This window comes from Ekhidna sp., from assembly GCF_040223195.1.
Lineage (GTDB): Bacteria > Bacteroidota > Bacteroidia > Cytophagales > Cyclobacteriaceae > Ekhidna.
The window spans coordinates 91,538-110,202 of record NZ_JAVKDX010000010.1 but is presented as its reverse complement, the minus strand read 5'-3'; the positions used below and the strand labels follow the sequence as shown (position 1 = coordinate 110,202).

At 45.0% G+C, this 18,665-nt stretch carries 23 protein-coding genes; 12 read left to right on the top strand and 11 right to left on the bottom strand.

Annotated features, from left to right (window positions below):
• Positions 1–18 precede the first annotated feature (18 nt).
• The 9 genes from RLN88_RS04565 (at position 19) to RLN88_RS04525 (ending at position 5,788) form a co-directional block, all read left to right on the top strand.
• Positions 19–561, top strand: a complete 543-nt coding sequence (locus RLN88_RS04565) for a YceD family protein (RefSeq protein ID WP_350220203.1) — start codon at positions 19–21, stop codon at positions 559–561.
• Between the two features lie 24 nt (positions 562–585).
• Positions 586–777, top strand: coding sequence for a 50S ribosomal protein L32 (rpmF, locus tag RLN88_RS04560; RefSeq protein WP_089356102.1), 192 nt, complete (start codon positions 586–588; stop codon positions 775–777).
• An 11-nt stretch (positions 778–788) separates the two neighbouring features.
• Positions 789–1,787, top strand: a complete 999-nt coding sequence (locus tag RLN88_RS04555; RefSeq protein ID WP_350220202.1) for a beta-ketoacyl-ACP synthase III — start codon at positions 789–791, stop codon at positions 1,785–1,787.
• Positions 1,788–1,863: 76 nt separating this feature from the next.
• Positions 1,864–2,427 carry an elongation factor P gene (gene efp / locus RLN88_RS04550; protein ID WP_350220201.1) on the top strand — a complete coding sequence of 188 codons (564 nt, stop codon included), beginning with the start codon at positions 1,864–1,866 and terminating at the stop codon, positions 2,425–2,427.
• A 153-nt stretch (positions 2,428–2,580) separates the two neighbouring features.
• Positions 2,581–3,054: an acetyl-CoA carboxylase biotin carboxyl carrier protein gene (gene accB, locus RLN88_RS04545; protein WP_350220200.1), complete on the top strand. Its 474-nt coding sequence runs from the start codon at positions 2,581–2,583 to the stop codon at positions 3,052–3,054.
• A 12-nt stretch (positions 3,055–3,066) separates the two neighbouring features.
• Positions 3,067–4,413 carry an acetyl-CoA carboxylase biotin carboxylase subunit gene (gene accC, locus RLN88_RS04540; protein ID WP_350220199.1) on the top strand — a complete coding sequence of 449 codons (1,347 nt, stop codon included), beginning with the start codon at positions 3,067–3,069 and terminating at the stop codon, positions 4,411–4,413.
• A gap of 111 nt (positions 4,414–4,524) precedes the next feature.
• Entirely contained in the window at positions 4,525–4,833 is a 309-nt protein-coding gene (locus RLN88_RS04535; protein ID WP_350220198.1) for a hypothetical protein, read from the top strand.
• Between the two features lie 214 nt (positions 4,834–5,047).
• The gene (locus RLN88_RS04530) at positions 5,048–5,569 is read left to right on the top strand and encodes a DUF2975 domain-containing protein (protein ID WP_350220197.1); all 522 of its coding nucleotides are present in this window, start codon (positions 5,048–5,050) and stop codon (positions 5,567–5,569) included.
• Positions 5,570–5,572: 3 nt separating this feature from the next.
• Complete coding sequence (locus RLN88_RS04525; protein ID WP_350220196.1) at positions 5,573–5,788, top strand: helix-turn-helix domain-containing protein; 216 nt, start codon at positions 5,573–5,575, stop codon at positions 5,786–5,788.
• Here RLN88_RS04525 and RLN88_RS04520 read toward each other — a convergent pair whose 3' ends face one another.
• On the bottom strand, positions 5,789–6,361 hold the full coding sequence (locus RLN88_RS04520; RefSeq protein ID WP_350220195.1) for a DUF3109 family protein: 573 nt from the start codon (positions 6,359–6,361) through the stop codon (positions 5,789–5,791).
• A 118-nt stretch (positions 6,362–6,479) separates the two neighbouring features.
• Between RLN88_RS04520 and RLN88_RS04515 the strand changes: the two genes are divergently transcribed.
• Positions 6,480–7,049: a YceI family protein gene (locus tag RLN88_RS04515; protein ID WP_350220194.1), complete on the top strand. Its 570-nt coding sequence runs from the start codon at positions 6,480–6,482 to the stop codon at positions 7,047–7,049.
• A 69-nt stretch (positions 7,050–7,118) separates the two neighbouring features.
• On the opposite strand, the gene thiL is transcribed toward RLN88_RS04515, so the two are convergent.
• Positions 7,119–8,168, bottom strand: a complete 1,050-nt coding sequence (thiL, locus tag RLN88_RS04510) for a thiamine-phosphate kinase (RefSeq protein WP_350220193.1) — start codon at positions 8,166–8,168, stop codon at positions 7,119–7,121.
• 56 nt (positions 8,169–8,224) lie between these two features.
• Positions 8,225–8,632 carry a methylmalonyl-CoA epimerase gene (mce, locus tag RLN88_RS04505; RefSeq protein WP_350220247.1) on the bottom strand — a complete coding sequence of 136 codons (408 nt, stop codon included), beginning with the start codon at positions 8,630–8,632 and terminating at the stop codon, positions 8,225–8,227.
• An 80-nt stretch (positions 8,633–8,712) separates the two neighbouring features.
• On the opposite strand from mce, the gene RLN88_RS04500 reads away from it, so the two are divergent.
• Entirely contained in the window at positions 8,713–9,120 is a 408-nt protein-coding gene (locus tag RLN88_RS04500; protein WP_350220192.1) for a hypothetical protein, read from the top strand.
• The gene (locus tag RLN88_RS04495; protein WP_350220191.1) at positions 9,120–9,446 is read left to right on the top strand and encodes a HesB/IscA family protein; all 327 of its coding nucleotides are present in this window, start codon (positions 9,120–9,122) and stop codon (positions 9,444–9,446) included. Before RLN88_RS04500 ends, RLN88_RS04495 begins: the two co-directional genes overlap by 1 nt.
• Before the next feature lie 6 nt (positions 9,447–9,452).
• On the opposite strand, the gene RLN88_RS04490 is transcribed toward RLN88_RS04495, so the two are convergent.
• From RLN88_RS04490 to nuoH, 8 genes are read right to left on the bottom strand one after another with little or no spacing between them, the layout of a single operon-like run.
• Complete coding sequence (locus RLN88_RS04490; protein WP_350220190.1) at positions 9,453–11,339, bottom strand: class II glutamine amidotransferase; 1,887 nt, start codon at positions 11,337–11,339, stop codon at positions 9,453–9,455.
• The gene (locus RLN88_RS04485) at positions 11,332–12,759 is read right to left on the bottom strand and encodes an NADH-quinone oxidoreductase subunit N (RefSeq protein ID WP_350220189.1); all 1,428 of its coding nucleotides are present in this window, start codon (positions 12,757–12,759) and stop codon (positions 11,332–11,334) included. The genes RLN88_RS04490 and RLN88_RS04485 overlap by 8 nt, the downstream gene beginning before the upstream one ends.
• Positions 12,756–14,339 (bottom strand): complex I subunit 4 family protein, encoded by a 1,584-nt coding sequence (locus tag RLN88_RS04480; RefSeq protein ID WP_350220188.1) that lies wholly within the window; start codon positions 14,337–14,339, stop codon positions 12,756–12,758. Before RLN88_RS04480 ends, RLN88_RS04485 begins: the two co-directional genes overlap by 4 nt.
• Positions 14,340–14,345: 6 nt before the next feature.
• Positions 14,346–16,235 carry an NADH-quinone oxidoreductase subunit 5 family protein gene (locus RLN88_RS04475; RefSeq protein ID WP_350220187.1) on the bottom strand — a complete coding sequence of 630 codons (1,890 nt, stop codon included), beginning with the start codon at positions 16,233–16,235 and terminating at the stop codon, positions 14,346–14,348.
• A complete protein-coding gene (nuoK, locus tag RLN88_RS04470; RefSeq protein ID WP_350220186.1) occupies positions 16,232–16,543 on the bottom strand; it encodes an NADH-quinone oxidoreductase subunit NuoK in 312 nt (103 codons plus the stop codon). Before nuoK ends, RLN88_RS04475 begins: the two co-directional genes overlap by 4 nt.
• Positions 16,536–17,027 (bottom strand): NADH-quinone oxidoreductase subunit J family protein, encoded by a 492-nt coding sequence (locus RLN88_RS04465; protein WP_350220185.1) that lies wholly within the window; start codon positions 17,025–17,027, stop codon positions 16,536–16,538. The genes nuoK and RLN88_RS04465 overlap by 8 nt, the downstream gene beginning before the upstream one ends.
• Positions 17,024–17,674, bottom strand: a complete 651-nt coding sequence (locus RLN88_RS04460) for a 4Fe-4S dicluster domain-containing protein (protein ID WP_350220184.1) — start codon at positions 17,672–17,674, stop codon at positions 17,024–17,026. Before RLN88_RS04460 ends, RLN88_RS04465 begins: the two co-directional genes overlap by 4 nt.
• A gap of 4 nt (positions 17,675–17,678) precedes the next feature.
• Positions 17,679–18,653 carry an NADH-quinone oxidoreductase subunit NuoH gene (gene nuoH / locus RLN88_RS04455; RefSeq protein ID WP_350220183.1) on the bottom strand — a complete coding sequence of 325 codons (975 nt, stop codon included), beginning with the start codon at positions 18,651–18,653 and terminating at the stop codon, positions 17,679–17,681.
• Positions 18,654–18,665 lie beyond the last annotated feature (12 nt).

The following is an 18,665-nucleotide window of genomic DNA, read 5'->3' as shown; positions in this document are numbered from 1 at the left end:
CTTGGATTCTATCTAAATTTGCGGGTCTTTACCGGGAAGCGGATGGATATGAAGGAATTGAAAGCGTTTAAAATTGAGATTTTTGGCCTGAGTAACAAGGTTCATGACTACAATTTCAAGTTTGACGATCAGTTCTTTTCACATTTTGAAAACAGCCTGGTAAGCAAGGGCAAGGGCTCTTGTGACGTGATTTTGACAAAAACAGATTCGATGATCACACTCAATTTACAGATTGAGGGATCGATTGAACTGGAGTGCGATCGCAGTTTAGAACTGTTCGATTACCCGATCTCAGTTTCCAAAGAAGTCATCTACAAGTATGGAGATGAAGAAAAAGAATTGAGTGAAGATGTGTTTGTGATTTTGAAGGGAGAGCAGGAAATCAACATCGCTATGTTTTTGTACGAATCCATCAGTCTGGAAATACCGATGAAAAAATTGCATCCGAAATTCCAGAACGACGCTGACACTGACGAAATGATTTACGTTTCTGAAAACAGTGACGAGTCGCAAGGAGAAAGCACTGATCCCAGATGGGAAGCCCTGAAAAAATTGAAATAAGAAAAATTTAGATAGAGAAAGAAGATGGCGCATCCAAAACGAAAGATTTCGAAAACCAGAAGAGACAAGCGAAGAACTCATTACAAAGCAACTCCTAAGAGCTTTGTGATCTGCCCTACCACCGGTGAGGCACACCTTCCACACAGGGCCTTCTGGCACGAAGGCAAACTTTACTATAAGGGTAAAGTGGTGATGGAAAAGGAAGTTCTGGCATAAGCTAACGATTGATGCCTAAAATTCAAGCAGCCATTACAGGCGTTCACGGGTACGTTCCAGAGGACGTGCTTACCAACCATGATTTGGAAAAGATGGTGGACACCAACGACGAGTGGATCACCTCCCGAACAGGCATCAAACAAAGACACATACTTAAAGGCGAGAATCAGGGTACCTCAGTAATGGCCGTAAAGGCACTGGAGGGGCTGCTGAAGAAAACCAATACAAATCCGGAGGAGATCGATCTCATTATATGTGCGACTACCACTCCGGATTTGGTATTTCCGGCCACTGCCAACATCATTGGAAACAAGATTGGAGCCACCAATGCGTTCGGCTATGACCTGCAGGCGGCATGCTCAGGATTCCTTTATGCGTTGGCTACTGGCTCGCAATTCATCGAGACGGGCAAATACAAGAAAGTGGTCGTTATCGGGGCAGATAAAATGTCCTCCATCGTAGACTACACCGACCGGGCTACCTGCATCATCTTTGGAGATGGTGCTGGTGCTGTTATGCTTGAGCCTACCGAGGAAGATTTTGGAATCAAAGATTCAATACTAAGGTCTGATGGTTCCGGTGAGCCATTTCTTCACATGAAAGCTGGTGGTAGCCGAAGACCGGCCACCCTTGAAACGGTACAAAACCGAGAGCACTTTGCTTATCAGGAAGGTTCGATGGTATTCAAGTTTGCCGTGAAAAACATGGCAGATGTAGCAGCGGAGGTGATGGAGCGAAACAACCTGACAGCCGACGATGTATCGTACTTGGTACCTCACCAGGCAAATAAGCGAATCATCGATGCGACAGCAAGCCGGATGGGTGTAGGTGAAGATAAGGTGATGCTCAACATAGAAAACTATGGAAACACGACCAGTGGCACGATTCCGCTTTGCTTGTGGGATTATGAAAGCAAACTAAAAAAAGGAGACAACCTGATCCTTGCAGCATTTGGTGGAGGATTTACCTGGGGGTCAATTTGGGTAAAGTGGGCGTACGATCCAAAATAATACGGCACCCGTGAGGAATATATTTAGAAATCTACCTCAGAAAAATCAAGAATAATTAGATAATTAACATTCCAAAATGGCAACTACAGCAGACATCAAAAACGGATTGGTGATAGAGTTTAACCACGATCTGTTTAGCGTAGTAGAATTCCAACATGTGAAGCCCGGAAAGGGTCCTGCATTCGTTAGAACCAAGCTGAAAAGCATTACCACGGGAAAAGTGATCGACAACACTTTTTCATCCGGACACAAAATCACCACAGCGCGAGTAGAGCGCAGGCCCTATCAGTTCCTTTACAAGGACGATTTGGGCTACCACTGCATGGACACCAACACCTACGAACAAGTAGCAGTGCAGGAGTCGCTTATCAACGCTCCAAAGTTCCTAAAAGACGGACAGGAAGTTGAGATCCTCTTTCATGCCGAAGAAGAGAAAATATTAGCTTGTGAGCTACCTCAGCATGTGGTCATGACTGTGATACAAGCGGATCCTGGCGTAAAAGGCAACACCGCTACCAATGCAACTAAAAATGCTGTGGTGGAAACAGGGGCTACCATCCAGGTTCCTATGTTCATTGAGCAGGATGAGGTGATCAAAATCAATACCGTGGATGGTTCGTATGTGGAGCGAGTGAAATGAGCATAAATCCATAAGCTTCAAAATGAAGCAAAATCAGATTTATGTGAATTCCATGTCGCCGCTGAAAATGAATCACGGACGTGAAATAATTTCACTCACCCGAAAGAATTTAACTACCTTAGTTCTTAAGATTTTTTAATCAACATTTAACCTATGAAGGCCAAAGAAATTCAAGAATTAATCAACTTCCTGTCAGAGTCAGGATTGGAAGAAGTAAATATTGAAACAGATGATTTCAAGGTAAGCATCAAGCGAAGTGCCGAGCAACACGTGATCGCTTCTGCTCCTATAGCTCAGCCCGCTGCGGCACCCGCCCCAGTCCCGGCCCCTCAAGCTGCTCCTGCCCCGTCGACAGATGGTGGCGCTCCTGCTGCTGCTAATAGTAACCTTGTAGAGATCAAATCTCCAATGATCGGCACGTTCTACCGATCACCAAACCCAGAGTCTCCATCGTTTGTGGAAGTGGGTAGCTCTGTAAATGCAGGCGATCCGGTCTGCATCATCGAAGCAATGAAACTGTTCAATGAAATTGAATCGGAAGTTTCTGGCAAGATCGTGAAGGTACTGGTTGACAATGCTCAGCCGGTGGAATACGATCAGCCGCTTTTCCTTGTTGATCCATCGTAACACATCACGCTTATGTTTAATAAGATTTTGATTGCCAATCGAGGCGAGATTGCATTACGCATTATCCGTACCTGCAAGGAAATGGGCATCAAGACGGTGGCTGTTTACTCCAAAGCTGATGCGGAAAGTCTTCACGTACGATTTGCAGATGAAGCCGTGTGCATCGGCCCTGCAGCCAGCAAGGATTCATACCTAAAAATTCCTAATATTATCGCAGCTGCTGAGGTCACCAATGCAGATGCCATCCATCCGGGATATGGATTCCTGTCAGAAAATGCAGAATTCTCCAGGGTTTGCGCAGAAAATGGAATCAAGTTCATCGGCGCAAGCGAGGAGATGATCAGCAAAATGGGAGACAAAGCCACGGCTAAAGCAACGATGATTGCCGCTGGTGTTCCTGTTGTTCCTGGATCTGACGGACTATTGGAGTCTGCTGAACAAGGGATGGAGCTGGCGAAAGAAATTGGCTACCCGGTGATGATCAAAGCAACTGCCGGTGGTGGTGGTAAAGGGATGCGTCTCATCAAAGAAGAAAGCGAATTCAAAAAGGCATGGGATAGTGCCAGACAAGAAGCCGCTGCATCGTTTGGCAATGACGGGATGTACATGGAGAAGTTTGTGGAAGAGCCTCGCCACATAGAAATCCAGATTGTGGGCGACAGCAGAGGAAAAGCCTGCCACTTGTCAGAGAGAGATTGTTCGATCCAGCGGAGACACCAGAAGCTGATTGAAGAGACTCCATCCCCTATTGTATCGCAAGAGCTACGGGAAAAGATGGGAGCCGCAGCGATCAAAGGTGCTGAGGCGATCAAGTACGAAGGAGCTGGTACAGTTGAGTTTCTGGTGGACAAGCATGGCGACTTCTACTTTATGGAGATGAACACCCGTATTCAGGTGGAGCACCCGATCACTGAGGAAGTGACGGACTATGACCTGATCAAAGAGCAAATCAAAGTGGCAGCCGGAGAGCCGATCTCAGGAAGAAACTACTTCCCGCAGCTACACTCGATAGAGGTGCGAATCAATGCAGAAGATCCAGCAAACGGCTTCCGACCAAGTCCGGGAAAAATCACGAATCTACACTTCCCCGGTGGACATGGCGTACGTATCGATAGCCATGTGTATGCGGGCTATGTGATCCCACCGTTCTACGACTCGATGATAGGTAAACTGATCGTGAGTGCACAGACCAGAGAAGAAGCGATCATTAAGATGAAGCGCGCATTGGAAGAAACGGTAATTGAAGGTATCAAAACGACGATTCCTTTCCACCTAGCGATGATGGATGACGAAGCATTTAAGTCCGGGAACTTCACTACGAAGTATCTCGACACGTGGGACTTCAGCGTGTTGAAATAATTAGGAAATCTTGTAAAGATTGAAACCCCTTGCCGGAAACGGTGAGGGGTTTTTGTTTTAACCATTCATAAAAAGAGGTATAAGAGATATTGTGTAGCTTTATATAAAAAAATGAAAAAGCTATTAACAACTTTGCTAATTACATTCTCTGTCATTGCATTTTCACAAGACGTAAAAGACCCACAAGCAGCCGACGAAGGTCAGAGGCCTAAAGCTGAGTATAAATTAGGATCAGCTATCGTTACCGTGTGGGTTAACAAAAAAAGTGACGGGACGACATGGAAGAACTTCCAGGTAAAGAAGATTTATAAAAAAGAAGGCAAATGGTTATCCACAAACAGTTTTGATGAGACTGAACTGCTAGAATTGAAAGCTGTTATTGACAGAGTGATCAGTGAAGAAGCTGTAACGAAAGAATGATTATATGGCCGTTCAGCCCTTGTTGGTGTTTCTCACCAATAAGCTATCCTAATTTCAAAGTATAGTCGGTCACAAGGCCAACAATGGCGAGATTCCTCCAAGAATGTCTTTCGGCTTTTCTCAACTAAGGTTAACTTCTTAATAAAAAATAATTATTTATTGTTTTTAAATAAATATATACCGATAATTGCTAAACGATCAGTAATTATCATTTATGACAACAAAACAAATACTTGACATCCTGAAGGTAGTTTCCTGGGTGCTCTTCATCGGGCTGTGCATCTACGCCGGTGCTATTCTCACTGCTTTTACCGTAAGCCTGTTTGTCAACACCGAAGCGGCAAAAGACCTATACATGGGTATGGATCTCAGCCAGCTTCATTCTTATGGCCTCAGCCATTACATTGCCCTGGTCAGTCTTGTTGTGACGCTCGCTGCACTGAAAGCATATCTCTTTTTTCAAGTAGTGAAAATTATTTCGAAGGTCAATGTGACGCACCCATTTACAAAGGAAATCTCTACGTTGATTTCTAAGATCAGCACGATTGCCCTGCAAATCGGTATCACTGCGGTGATCGCAGATGGCTATGCCAAATGGTTGATGAAAAAGGGGCTCTCCTTTACCTATGAAAGTGGAGGCACAGAGTTTCTGCTTCTTGCGGGTATCGTGTTTGTTATCGCACAGATTTACAAGAGAGGAATTGAGCTGCAGTCTGAAAACGAACTAACCATCTAAGCCATGTCGATAGTTGTAAACCTGGACGTAATGATGGCCAAGCGAAAGATGTCTCTCAATGAGCTTTCCGCCCGAGTTGATTTGACTCTTTCAAACCTTTCAATCTTGAAGACCGGAAAAGCAAAAGCCATAAGATTTAGCACGTTGGAAGCTATCTGTAAGGTACTGGAATGCCAGCCTGGAGATATCCTGGCGTATGAAGAAGAAGCAGCAGACTGATTAGTGATTTTTTCTTGCCTCAACGATTTCCTCCAGCTCCGCATACCAATCCTCACCGTACTTACGGATTAGTGCGTCTTTCAGGAATTTGTAGACAGGTACCTTAAGCTCCTTTCCCAGTTCGCAGGCGGGTGAGCAGATTTGCCAGCGATCATAGTTGAGCGCTTCAAAATCCGGTAGCTTAGCGACACGAATGGGATACAAGTGACAGGAAATCGGTTTTTTCCAGTCTGTTTTGCCATCCTTATGCGCCTGCTCAATACTGCATTTAAGAATCCCTTTTTCATCATAAAAGGCAAAGGCACACTCCTTTCCATGGATCGTGGTGGTGGACAGGTCCCCGTCCTCATCCAGCAGGTAGCCGCCCTCCTTTTCCAGTATCGCGATGGCTTCATCTGTGAGGTAGGGTTTCACCAAATCAATTACTTTGTCAATTTCCTCTAACTCCTCTTCCAAGAGCGGAGCGCCCAGGTCACCTTCCACGCAGCAGGCGCCTTTGCATTTGGTGAGATCACACACGAACGCCTCATCTATCACATCATCAGAAATCAACGTCTTCCCTACCTCAATCATATTTTTTAAATTTTCTTCAAAAGTATGGAACAATTTTCGACTTAAAGCGTTGTAGAGTTTGTACATTAAATGTATGTACATTTATTTTGAACAAAAGAAAACTTAACACACAAAAACCATGATTAAAACATTCATCATCCTGGCGGTAATACTGAGCGGACAGGCTAAAGAAAAGTACAATGTAAACACTGAAGAGAGCACCGTAGAGTGGCTCGGCAAAAAAGTAACTGGAGAGCATAATGGAACAGTACAATTGCAAGGGGGCAGACTGGAAATGGAAGACGGGCAATTGGTTGGTGGAATCTTTACAATCGATATGACCACTATTTCTAATAACGATCTATCCGGAGATTACAAGGGAAAATTGGAAGGACACCTAAAGTCTGACGATTTCTTTGGCGTGGAAAAATACCCAACAGCCACTTTTGTCATAACAAAAACAGTACCTCAAGGCCCTGGAAAATACAAAGTGATCGGAAACATGACGATCAAAGACAAAACGGAGGAAGTGCAGTTCACAGCAAATGTGGAAGAAAAAGACGGGAAAGTGACTGCTACCGCTACACTCATAATCGATAGATCTAAATATGATGTGAGATATGGTTCTGGTAGCTTCTTCGACAACCTGGGCGACAAGACGATCTACGACAATTTCGATCTGACTGTAAGACTGGTGGCAAGTAAATAAATAGTAGTAGTAGTAGAGTTAGTGATTAGGTGATAACCATCCGCCAAACTGGCGGGTGGTTTTTTTGTTTTAAAAATGCCTCCAACCTTGCGCCTGAAGTTCCACTACATTCTGGCTTCTGGTCACAAATGTTCTACCCTTCTCTTTTGCTTGCATATACCCGATCGTATGGATGTCCGGGTGGTTTTTGATCTTTTCAAAATCATCCTGACCAATGGTGAAAAGTAGTTCGTAATCTTCCCCGCCGTTCATAGCGCAGGAGTTGGGATCGATGCTAAACTCAGCAGCAGTTTCAAAGGCCTGCTTCTCAATCGGGAGTTTATCCTCATAGATGGCCACCCCAAGTCCTGACTGCTTGCACAGGTGGAAAGCTTCGGAAGCCAACCCATCCGAAACATCAATCATAGATGTGGGCTGAATACCCAAATCTTTGAATTCGTGAATGATGTCCATTCTGGCCTTGGGTCTTAGCTGGCGTCCCACCACATAGTCGTATTTTTCAAGCTGGGGTTGCATATCCGGGTTGGCGAGGTATTCCTGCTTCTCACGCTCCAGCACCTGTAGCCCAACAAATGCACCACCCAAATCGCCAGTCACACAGAGTATATCATTTTCCATCGCACCATTTCGGTAGACGACTTTATCTCTATCTACCTCACCCAATGCGGTCACGGAAATCACAAGTCCGGAAGGTGAGGCGGTGGTATCTCCACCTACCAAATCGACATTATACTCATCACAGGCAGCTTTTACTCCCTCATAGATCGCCTCCACGGCTTCTACGGAAAAGCGATTGCTCAATCCCAGGTTAACCGTGATCTGTGTGGGCGTGCCATTCATGGCAGCAATGTCTGAGATATTTACGGCGACTGCTTTGTATCCCAGATGTGGCAGTGGCATGTAGGATAAGTCGAAGTGAACTCCCTCCAGCAGCATGTCAGATGTGGTCAGTAAATATTTATCGCCCAGATCATAGACAGCAGTATCATCCCCGATTCCTTTGACGGTCTTTTCGTTTTTAGGTATGAAATGCCCGGCAATCCGCTCGATGAGACCAAACTCCCCAATCTCTCCTATTTCTGTTCTTTTTTCTTCGCTCATATCCGTTTCTATTGTCATGCTGAATTTATTTCAGCATCTAGACCCTGAAACAAGTTCAGGGTGACTTAAAATTTCTATTCCCGTATCTCCTGACAAAGCTCTACCAACACCCCATTCGCAGATTTTGGATGCACAAAACACACCAGCTTATTATCCGCTCCTTTTGATACTTCTGGTCGAGTGAACTGAAAGCCCTCCTTTTGTAAACGCTCCAGTTCATAATGGATATCTTCCACTTCAAATGCTATATGGTGGATGCCCTCCCCTCTCTTTTCAATAAACTTTGCAATCGCACTATTTTCATCGGTCGCACTCAAAAACTCAATTTTGGTTTGACCTACTTTGAAAAAAGAAGTATCCACCTGTTCGGTATCTACAGACTCCATTTTATATGGTGGCTCGCCAAATAACCTTGTATAAATTTCATTAACACCTGCTAAATCTCTGACCGCTATGCCAATATGCTCAACGTTTTTCCACATTTGCGTGTTCATTAAGTAAGTTTGCAAAAATGCAGGAACTTTCAGTCGATCTGAAAAGTTTACCGATTAATTGATAGAGAATGGAGCTACGATCAGACATTCACGTAGAATCGGCAAAGATTCAAAATGAGATAAAAAACTTCCTGGGACTGAGGAGCGATGAGGTGATTTTTGAGTTTTCAAAAAACGATGGGAAAACCAGGCTGGATTTGATCACTATCAACCCAAGACATAATCAGTCGTTTCTGTTCAAAGCCATCACCGGATTTGATAAGACGGATGTGCTCCATAAAATGCTCGACTATGTGCGAACACATAAGGACAAAGAGAGCTCTTTTACGATCCAGTGGATGATGAAGGGAATGAACGAGCTGCAAACCTCCTATTTCCGCGCAAAAAACATGTATGATGCCATGGACAAGCTGTATTATGGGCGAGACATGAATAACATAACAGTATTTAGCATTGTATTAAACCCTGTGGCCTGATGATAAATGTGACTGACAAAGCGAGAGAAGAAATTGTGACCCTTTTGGGAAAAGAGGGCAAATCATTGGATCATAATATCCGTGTATCGGTAAAAGGCGGGGGTTGTTCCGGCCTGATGTACGACCTTTCATTTGATCCTGAAGTGCAGGATGCGGATGAGGTGTTCGAGGATAAAGGAGTGAAAATCCTGGTTGACAAAAAGAGCCTGCTTTACCTACTCGGAACTACACTTGATTTCTCCGATGGGCTTAATGGCAAAGGATTCCAGTTTGTGAATCCGAATGCTTCCAGAACCTGTGGATGCGGAGAGAGTTTTTCGGTGTGATACTGGCTAGTAAGCCCTCACTTCCACACCTTTCATGTAGTTCACAAAGGCTCGATTAACTACCCGGTTTCCTCCCTTGGTCGGATAGTTTCCGGTGAAGTACCAGTCTCCCAAGTGATTAGGGCAGGCTTTGTGTAGGTTTTCAACGGTCTGATAAACCACCTCAACCTCCGCCTTCATTCCCTCCGGCTTCACAATCTCGGTTATTTTCCTCGAAACCTGCTCATAAGTAAATGGCTTGTACAACTCATTCACATAGTTCTTTGGATTATCTTCAGCTTGACTAGCAAGACATTTGTCAAAAACTTCGTCGAGTAACTCTTCTTTGTTGTGTTCCTTGAGCAACGCAAGCACTGCTCTGAAGGCAGTAAATTCTTTCATCTTGCTCATATCGATCCCGTAGCAATCAGGGAAACGGATCTGAGGAGCGGATGATACGATGACAATCTTTTTCGGCTCAAGTCTATCAAGGAGTGTAAGGATACTTTTCTCCAGTGTGGTACCCCTGACAATACTATCGTCAATCACCACGAGCGTATCCGTATGCTTATTGATTACCTCATAAGTGGTGTCATACACGTGAGACACCAGCTCATCCCGGCTATTATCATCGGTGATGAACGTTCGGAGCTTGGCGTCTTTCAGCACCAATTTTTCTACCCTGGGCTGGAAGTTTAGCATCTCCTCGATGGAATCTGCTGAAGGTTTTCCTTCCAGGATCACTTCTTTGCGCTTGGCGATGAGGTACTGCTCCACTCCTCTCATCAGCCCAAGGAAGGATGTTTCCGCAGTATTTGGTATGTATGAGAAGACTGTATTTTTTAGATCGAAATTGATTGCCTTCAATACCTGTGGCACCAGCAACTCACCGAGCTTTCTTCGCTCATTATAGATATCCGGATCTGTACCTCGTGAAAAATAGATTCGCTCAAACGAACAGGATTTTCTCTCAATTGGCTCTATAAATTGCTTTTGTTCATAGCTTCCGTCTTTGGAGATGATCAAGGCATGACCCGGTTTCACCTCCTGGATTTCAGAATATTCACAACCAAAAGCCGTTTTGATGGCCTGCTTCTCTGACGTCACCACGATCACTTCATCATCCGCATAATAGTAGGCCGGACGAATCCCTGCCGGATCACGGGCTACAAACGATGCGCCATATCCGATGATTCCCGCCATGGCATAGCCTCCGTCGAAATCCCTACATGATCTGCGAAGCACCCGCTGAAGGTCTATCTCCTCCTCAATCTTATAGGTGATCTCCTCGTTGGTGTACTGGTCTTTGTATTTATCAAAAATTCGCTGGTTCTCCTCGTCCAAAAAATGGCCAATTTTTTCCATCACGGTCACAGTATCCACCTTATCCTTTGGAAACTGGCCCAACCCAACAAGAATATTGAACAGCTCCTCCACATTGGTCATGTTGAAATTGCCCGCCATCACCAGGTTTCTGCTTCGCCAGTTGTTTTGTCGCAAGAACGGATGGCAGTTTTCAATGCTGTTTTTGCCGTGAGTCCCGTATCTGAGGTGTCCCAGCCATGATTCCCCAGTAAAGGCGTAGTTTTCCTTCAACCATTCTGCGTTGGTCATGTCGCCGCTTGGGTCTTTCTGAGCTTTTAGGTATTTCTTACTGATCTTCCCGAAAATTTCTTCAATCGGATTGGAATTGATCGTACGATATCTGGAAATATATCTCAATCCCGGTGGTATGTCGATTTTGATGCTGGCTACTCCTACTCCATCCTGCCCTCTATTGCTCTGCTTTTTCATTAGCAGGTACATTTTTTTGGCTGCATAGGCAGGCGTGCCGTATTTGTCAATGTAATATTGGAGGGGTTTCCTGAGGCGGAGATGGGCTATGCCACATTCGTGTTTTATCGGGTCACTCATGGACGTTGTTAACCAATTGTTGCATTACAGTTACCAGCTTAGGTGCAAAGAACAACAATAACAGCGCAATAGTGAAAAGAGTTGCAACAATTTTCGTTGAGAAATTGAAATTGACAGACTGGTTGTTCTCACCGCTATCGAGGAAAATCCGCTTGGGGATTTGGAGGTAGAAAAACAATGAACCAACAGTAGCCAGCACCGCAACAATCAGGTACCACAGATAAAGTGTATCTCCCAGTAAATAATAGTTCTCCCATAAAGTGCTGAAGAGAAAGAATTTCGCCATGAATCCGGCCAGCGGTGGTAGACCCACCAAAGAAACCAGTATTAAGGAAAACATTACCCCAATCCACTCTGGCTTTGTTTTTGAATAATCCGAAAGCTCATTTATCCCCTTTCTTTCATAGCTATCGAGAAGGAAGAATATTACTAAATTCATCAGCGCATAAATAACTGAGTAGTACCAGAAAGACTGATCGGACAATTCGGTATTGATCAAGGCAAATGGTAGCAAAAAACCGGAATGAGCAATCGCTCCAAAGCTGACCACCCGGCGGGCATTGGTTTGTCGAAATGCACCCAGTGTACCAATGATGATAGTTGCAATTCCCAAAATCAGTGTCAGGTCATACACCCAATGATCGGGAAGAAACACACTAGTCTCAAATACTTTTTTAAGTAATACCAATCCGGCAATCTTGGGCACTACAGACATGAAAGCCACTGCATCCGCCGGTGCAGACTGATAGGTGGCAGGCACCCAAATGTGCGATGGCACAATGGAAATTTTGAAGAAAAATCCGAAAAGCATCATCACAAATCCCACCTGAGCGATCAGCGGTTGAAATGTGGTTTCATTCCATTCGGAGAGGAGAAAGGTGCCCGTTGATCCATAAATCAACCCTAAACCAAACAGCATCACTGCCGAACTGATGGCTCCAAACAGTAAGTACTTGATTCCGGCTTCAAAGCCACTTTTCTTAAAGGAAAAGTTGGTAAGGATGTAAGATACGAGTGAAACGGTTTCGATGGCCAGGTAAACAATCAGCAGGCTGTTAGCCTTCATCATAAATATGCTTCCAACCAGCATGGCCAGAATGAAGAAATAAAACTCTACTGCATGCTCGTTCCCTCTGCGGAAAATCAGTATGAGAAGGGCAACCCTTAGGAACAAAGAGCTGAAATGAATACTTATGGGAGATGCGCTAATGCTACCCAGAATAAGCACCCCAGATGTTGAATGATCATTAAAATAGAGCGCTACTATAATAGCGACCGAAAAAATGGTCTTTAAGAGAAATGCTCTTGAACTAATCAATCCCACAATCAGCAACAGAATTGCCCCAAGCATGAGGGTACTTTCTGCAGAAACCTGCTGCAGGTCATTGAGAATTTCATTTAGCTGCTCACTCAGGTTCATGGCTGAAGATTGGTGATCTGCCGAATGAAAAATTCGATGGTCTCGTTAGAATAATCAAGCATGAAACGTGGATAAACACCTAAGAGTAAAACCAATATGGCCAGAGGGATTAGCATCAGTTTTTCACGCATGGTCAGGTCAGTCATATTCGGCTCCCAGACCGACTCCCGCACAAAGTATTTCCCAAAGAACATGCGCTGGATCGTCCACAGGAAGTAGGCTGCCGAAATTGCAATGCCTATGGTTGCCAAAATTCCAATCCACACAGAAAGCTTCGAACTTCCAAATGCCCCCATCAACACCATCAACTCACCCACAAATCCCGAGAGACCTGGCAGCCCCAGCCCGGCAAAGAAAAAGACCGCCATGAAAAAGGTGTACATGGGCATTTTTGACGCCAAACCACTAAAGTTCTCCATCTGTCGGTTTCCTGTCCGATCATAAATAACTCCGGCGATAAGAAACAAAGCCGGGGAAATCAAACCGTGAGAGACCATGTGAAAGAGTGAGCCGGAGAAGCCGACGGCTGTCAATGAAGCAAGCCCTACCAGTACAAACCCCATATGAGAAACGGAAGAATAAGCTACCATACGCTTCAGATCCCGCTGGGCCAGGGCATTCATTCCTCCATAAAGAATAGATAATACCCCTACGATAGCAACAAATCCTGAAAAATCAACCGCCACATCCGGGAATATCCCATAAGCAATCCGAAGCAATCCGTAAGCTCCTACCTTCAAAAGCAATCCGGCTAATACCACCGAAATAGGTGTGGGTGCTTCCACGTGCGCATCCGGCAGCCAGGTATGTACCGGAACCGCCGGTAATTTGATTCCAAAACCGATTATCAGAAATAGGAATGCTAGTGCTCTAGCAGAATATCCTAGTATCAGCTGTGATGAATTTGGATCAAGGATGGTACCTGACTCATAGTTGCCATCCATCATGTTCACCAGGCTAAACGTATTCACTTCTCCATCCAAGACACTCAGGTAAAGGCCGATCATTACCACCAAAATAAAGAGTGAACCTAGTAGTGTGTACAGGAAAAACTTGATGGAAGCGTAAGATCTTCTGGTACCTCCCCAAATCCCAATCAGGAAGAACATCGGAAGAAGCATAAACTCAAAGCAGAGGTAGAAAAGGAAGAAATCAAGTGCGATGAAGCACCCGATGATACTGGAACTGAGTATGAGATATAGGATAAAATACCCTTTTGCCTTTTCCTGGACATTCCATGAAGAGATCACCCCGATGAGCAACACAAATGTGGACAAAACCACAAGTGGGAGGCTGATCCCATCCGCGCCCAGGAAATACTGAATGCTGATAGACCCAATGGATCCCATCGATAGGTTGATCCAGTCCATTTTCTCCACAAACTGAAAAGCACCAGCCCAGCTCTCCGGGCTCAGGCTCTGGTCGAAATTCACCATCAGCAGGATGGAAAGCATAAACTGCACCCCCACTGCAGCCAGTCCCAGTCTTCTGAATATCCTCCATCGCTCGGATGGAATGAAGAGCATCGCAAGCGATACGAGCAATGGAAAAAGGAATATGTAGGTCAGGATGTTTTGCATGCTGCGCTAAAGAAATAGTATCCAGGTTAAAATCAAAATAACTCCCAACACCAACCACGCTAGTTGCGTCTGTGAGTCACGTGAACTTAGCGACGCTAATCTACTTCCAATGAATGAGGAGATCTGCCCAAAAAGGTCAATAGGCCCATCGACAATAAAACGATCAATGAGTGAAATGATCTTCGATAAAACCACCGTCCACACACCAAGAAGGTGGATTGTACCATCAATCACTCGCTGATCCACCTTGAAAGTAGACTGAGATAACTGCTCTATTCCACTTCCAATTTTCTCATACGAGCGTACTAGCAGAAATCCATTCAATGCCAGCCTGAATCTTTCAACTTCATATTTACCGTAGCTCGATGAATAGGATGAACCCGGCTTGAAAAAGGAGTACGCCAAAACCATCCCTGCCAATGCCAGCAAAATTGAAAGGAACATAATGATCATTGACGCTGAGTCCGAAACCGGCTCAATCCCCTGAGGAAGTAAAGCATTTAGCCAGCTGTAATGTGAAAATGGGCTCCAACTGTAGAAGACCCACAAAGCACCCAGTGCGAGGATTGTCAATGGAATTCGGAAACCGAACCCCTCTGTAAATTTTGTTTTGAATCCAGCAATTCGTGGTTCACCCCAGAATACCAATAGCATCATTCTGCCCACATAGAGTGCCGTCAAGAAGGCGGTAATTAAGCCTAAATCAGGAACAAGATATGCCCAGGTGCCATGCTGCTCTGCCCAGGCCCATCCCGCAATCAGAATTCCTTCCTTTGACATGAATCCACTAAAAAACGGGATACCTGCCAGTGCCAATCCGCACATCATAAATGTCCTGTATGTCCACGGCATCAGATTTCTCAGCCCACCCATATTACGCATGTCCTGAGGATCCTTGTCACTCACCTGATGCAAGTAATGAATGATGGCCCCAGCTCCCAGGAACATCCCGGCCTTGAAGAAGGCATGGGTAAATAGGTGGAAAAGGGACGCATCGGCACCACCTACCCCAACCCCCATAACCATGTAACCTAGTTGGGAGATGGTAGAGTAGGCCAATACTTTTTTAATGTCATGTTGGAAAAGGGCACACAAGGCACCATAAAAGGCAGTCAGGATCCCAACCAATGCAATCACCATCAGAGCTGCCGGATGCAGAAAAGGGGCCACCCTGAAAAGAAGATACACACCTGCTGTTACCATGGTGGCAGCATGGATCAATGCGGAAACCGGAGTAGGTCCCACCATGGCTTTGGTGAGCCAGCCGGAAAATGGTAACTGAGCAGACTTCCCAAATGCTCCAATCGCTATCAGGATGGACGGAAGAAAAAGCCACTGCTTGTCAAATGCTGAAATTGATAATTCGCCAGTAAAATCAAGGATCAATATACCAGCCAAGAGCGCCACATCGGCCACCCGGTTTACCATGAAGGCCAGTCGCGCAGAAGCAGGAACTCCATCTTTTCCATACCAAAAGCCAATGAGCAGGTACGAGGACAATCCCACCAATTCCCAGAAAACGAACAGCAAAATCAGATGGTCAGCCGTCAAAAGACCAATCATGGAAAAGGTGAATAAACCGAGCTTGGCAAAGTATCGGTGCTTCCCTTGCTCTTCCTTCATATACTCTAGCGAGAAAACATGCACCAATAGCGAAATGAATGAAACGAGTGCGATCAGTATACTTGCCACCGCGTCAATCCGAAGGCTTAGTTCATATCCCGGAAGCCACTCAAAAGCTATCACTAACTCCGATGAAAATACGAGCAACATGGATGTAAGGAAAGCAATAGAGAGGCTGGCTATTGAAACTGCACTTTTCTTTAAAATAAACGTCAGTACCCCTCCGATCAGCGGCGCAAGCAAAACCAATATGATACTGATGATTGGGCTCATGGGTTTCCTACCTCCGTCAGCTCATCCAGATTGGATGCTTTGGTTTTCCTGTAAATATTTAAAAGAATGGCCAGGGCAATGGAAACCTCACAAACCGTGAGTACTACAGCAAAAATGGCAAAAATCTGTCCTTTCAATCCAGCATCAAACTGTGAGAAAGCAGCCAGCACTACATTGGCTCCATTGAGCATCAACTCCACACCAATCAACACGAAAATGGCACTTCGCTTGGTGAGCACCACGTAGGTTCCCGATGAAAAGAGGAAGGCGGCTAAGTAGAGATAATATGTTAGCATCGTTTCATTCATCAGCAGCCATTTTGGCAAGGTATGCCGCTCCTACCAGCGCAATCAACAGGATAAATGCAATGAGTTCAAAAGCAACAATGTGCTCGGTTAAAAAGGAAACTCCGATTTGCCTAATCTGATCTGTTTCCCCGGCTGTTGTAATATTAAATGTGGTTTTTGATATGGCATAAACCAATCCTGAAAAAAGGCTCAACGAAAGTATTCCTCCAAATACCTTGTTATTTGATCCTGATAGTACTTTTTCTCCTCTCAGCCGGTTGGTCATCATCACCCCAAAGGCCAACAAAATAACCACTCCTCCAGCATACAGCATGATCTGAACAACCGCCAGCAGCTCAGACATCAAGACCACATAAATACCGGCAATGCCTATCAGAGTCAGACAAAGTGCATAGGCGGCATGTATAATGTTTCTGCTCAGCACGATAATTGATACTCCCATAAGCACCATCAATACCAAAAAAACCTGGATAGCGATGATCATTTCTTTTTCGGGATTCGTGGTTTAAAAACAGGTTTAGCAGTTGGTCGTTTCATCACATCTGCTTCGCTTGTCACAGGCGGCAGTTCCGGCTTAGCTTTCAACTTGTCTGCTTGATAGTCTTCAAATTCCTTCTTTTTCTCCGCAATTTCCTGATCGGTCATCTTGCTGAATGAGAAATTATGATCAAGGATATCTGTAGTGCTAAAATCAAATTCCTTGGTCATGGTGAGGCACTCGGTTGGGCATACCACCGTGCATAGCCCGCAAAAGCAGCACTTCGACATGTCGATATCGAATTTGGCTGCATGAATGCGAAGAGGCGTGCCATCGGATGTCTGCCCGAAAACCTCCGGCGACCGAATTGGCTCAATGTCAATGCAATCCACCGGGCAGATCTTGGCGCACTTGTCGCACACGATGCAATCGTCGATTTCATTGTGAAGCTGGTACCGGCCATGATCAGGAATTGGGATTTGCTCCTTGGGATACTGCACCGTGAAAGTGCCACGAGCTTTTTCAAAATAGTTGTCCTCCCCCACCCATTCCTTTTTCCTACCAAACCTGGCCTGAAAAAAGTAACGGATAGAAAGCATCAATCCTTTCCAGGTTGTCTTTGCTCCAATCGCTATATTTCCAAAGTAGCTCATGTACCTAGCTCATTATCCAAAGTTTCCACAAGGAACACACAAACAACATTAAAATGGAAGCTGGTGTTAGGTACTTCCACGAAAGGCTCATCAACTGGTCTACTCTCAGTCGTGGGAAAGTCCAGCGCACCCACATTTGAATGAATACCAATATTAACGCCTTGGACAGTAACCAAAAAGCTCCCCAAATAGGTCCACTGACCATATCGGCAATCGGTGAACTCCATCCACCGAAGAAAAGTATGGCGCCAAGAATGGAAATCAGTAGCATCATTCCGTACTCTGAGAGCATAAACATACCCCAGCGAAAGCCGGAATATTCGGTGTGATATCCACTAATAAGTTCTGACTCAGACTCTGGTAAATCGAAGGGTGCCCGATTGGATTCCGCCAGGCCTGCTATAAAAAAAATAATGAACGGGATAATCAGGATCGGGAACCTGATAATGTTCCAGGCCAGCATCCCACCATCCTGAAGCGCACTCATCTGGTTCAGATTTAGGGTGCCATTCATGATGATGACACAAAGCACACTTAACCCCAGTGGTACCTCATAGGAGACAATTTGTGCAACAGATCTCATCGCACCATAAAGGCTGTATTTATTGTTGGAGGCCCAGCCAGCCATCAAAATCCCGAGCACGTCTAATGAGACAATAGCAAGCAAAAAAAATACTCCGCTGGAAATTGCTGATCCTGTCCATTCACTGCTTATTGGAAGTACAGAATATCCACAAAAAACAGCTGCAAAGACAATGAAGGGGGCAATCAAAAATGGGACTATATCAACTGCATTAGCTCGAATATCTTCTTTCTGGAGCATCTTTAGCAGATCTGCTACTGTTTGAAGGATTCCTTTGGGCCCTACTTCCATAGGACCCAGTCGATTCTGGATAAATGCCGCTGTTTTCCGCTCAGCATACACAGCGAAAACTACGAAGATCAGAAGGAAGGCCAGATAGAAGACGAATGAAATCACACTCGAATTTAC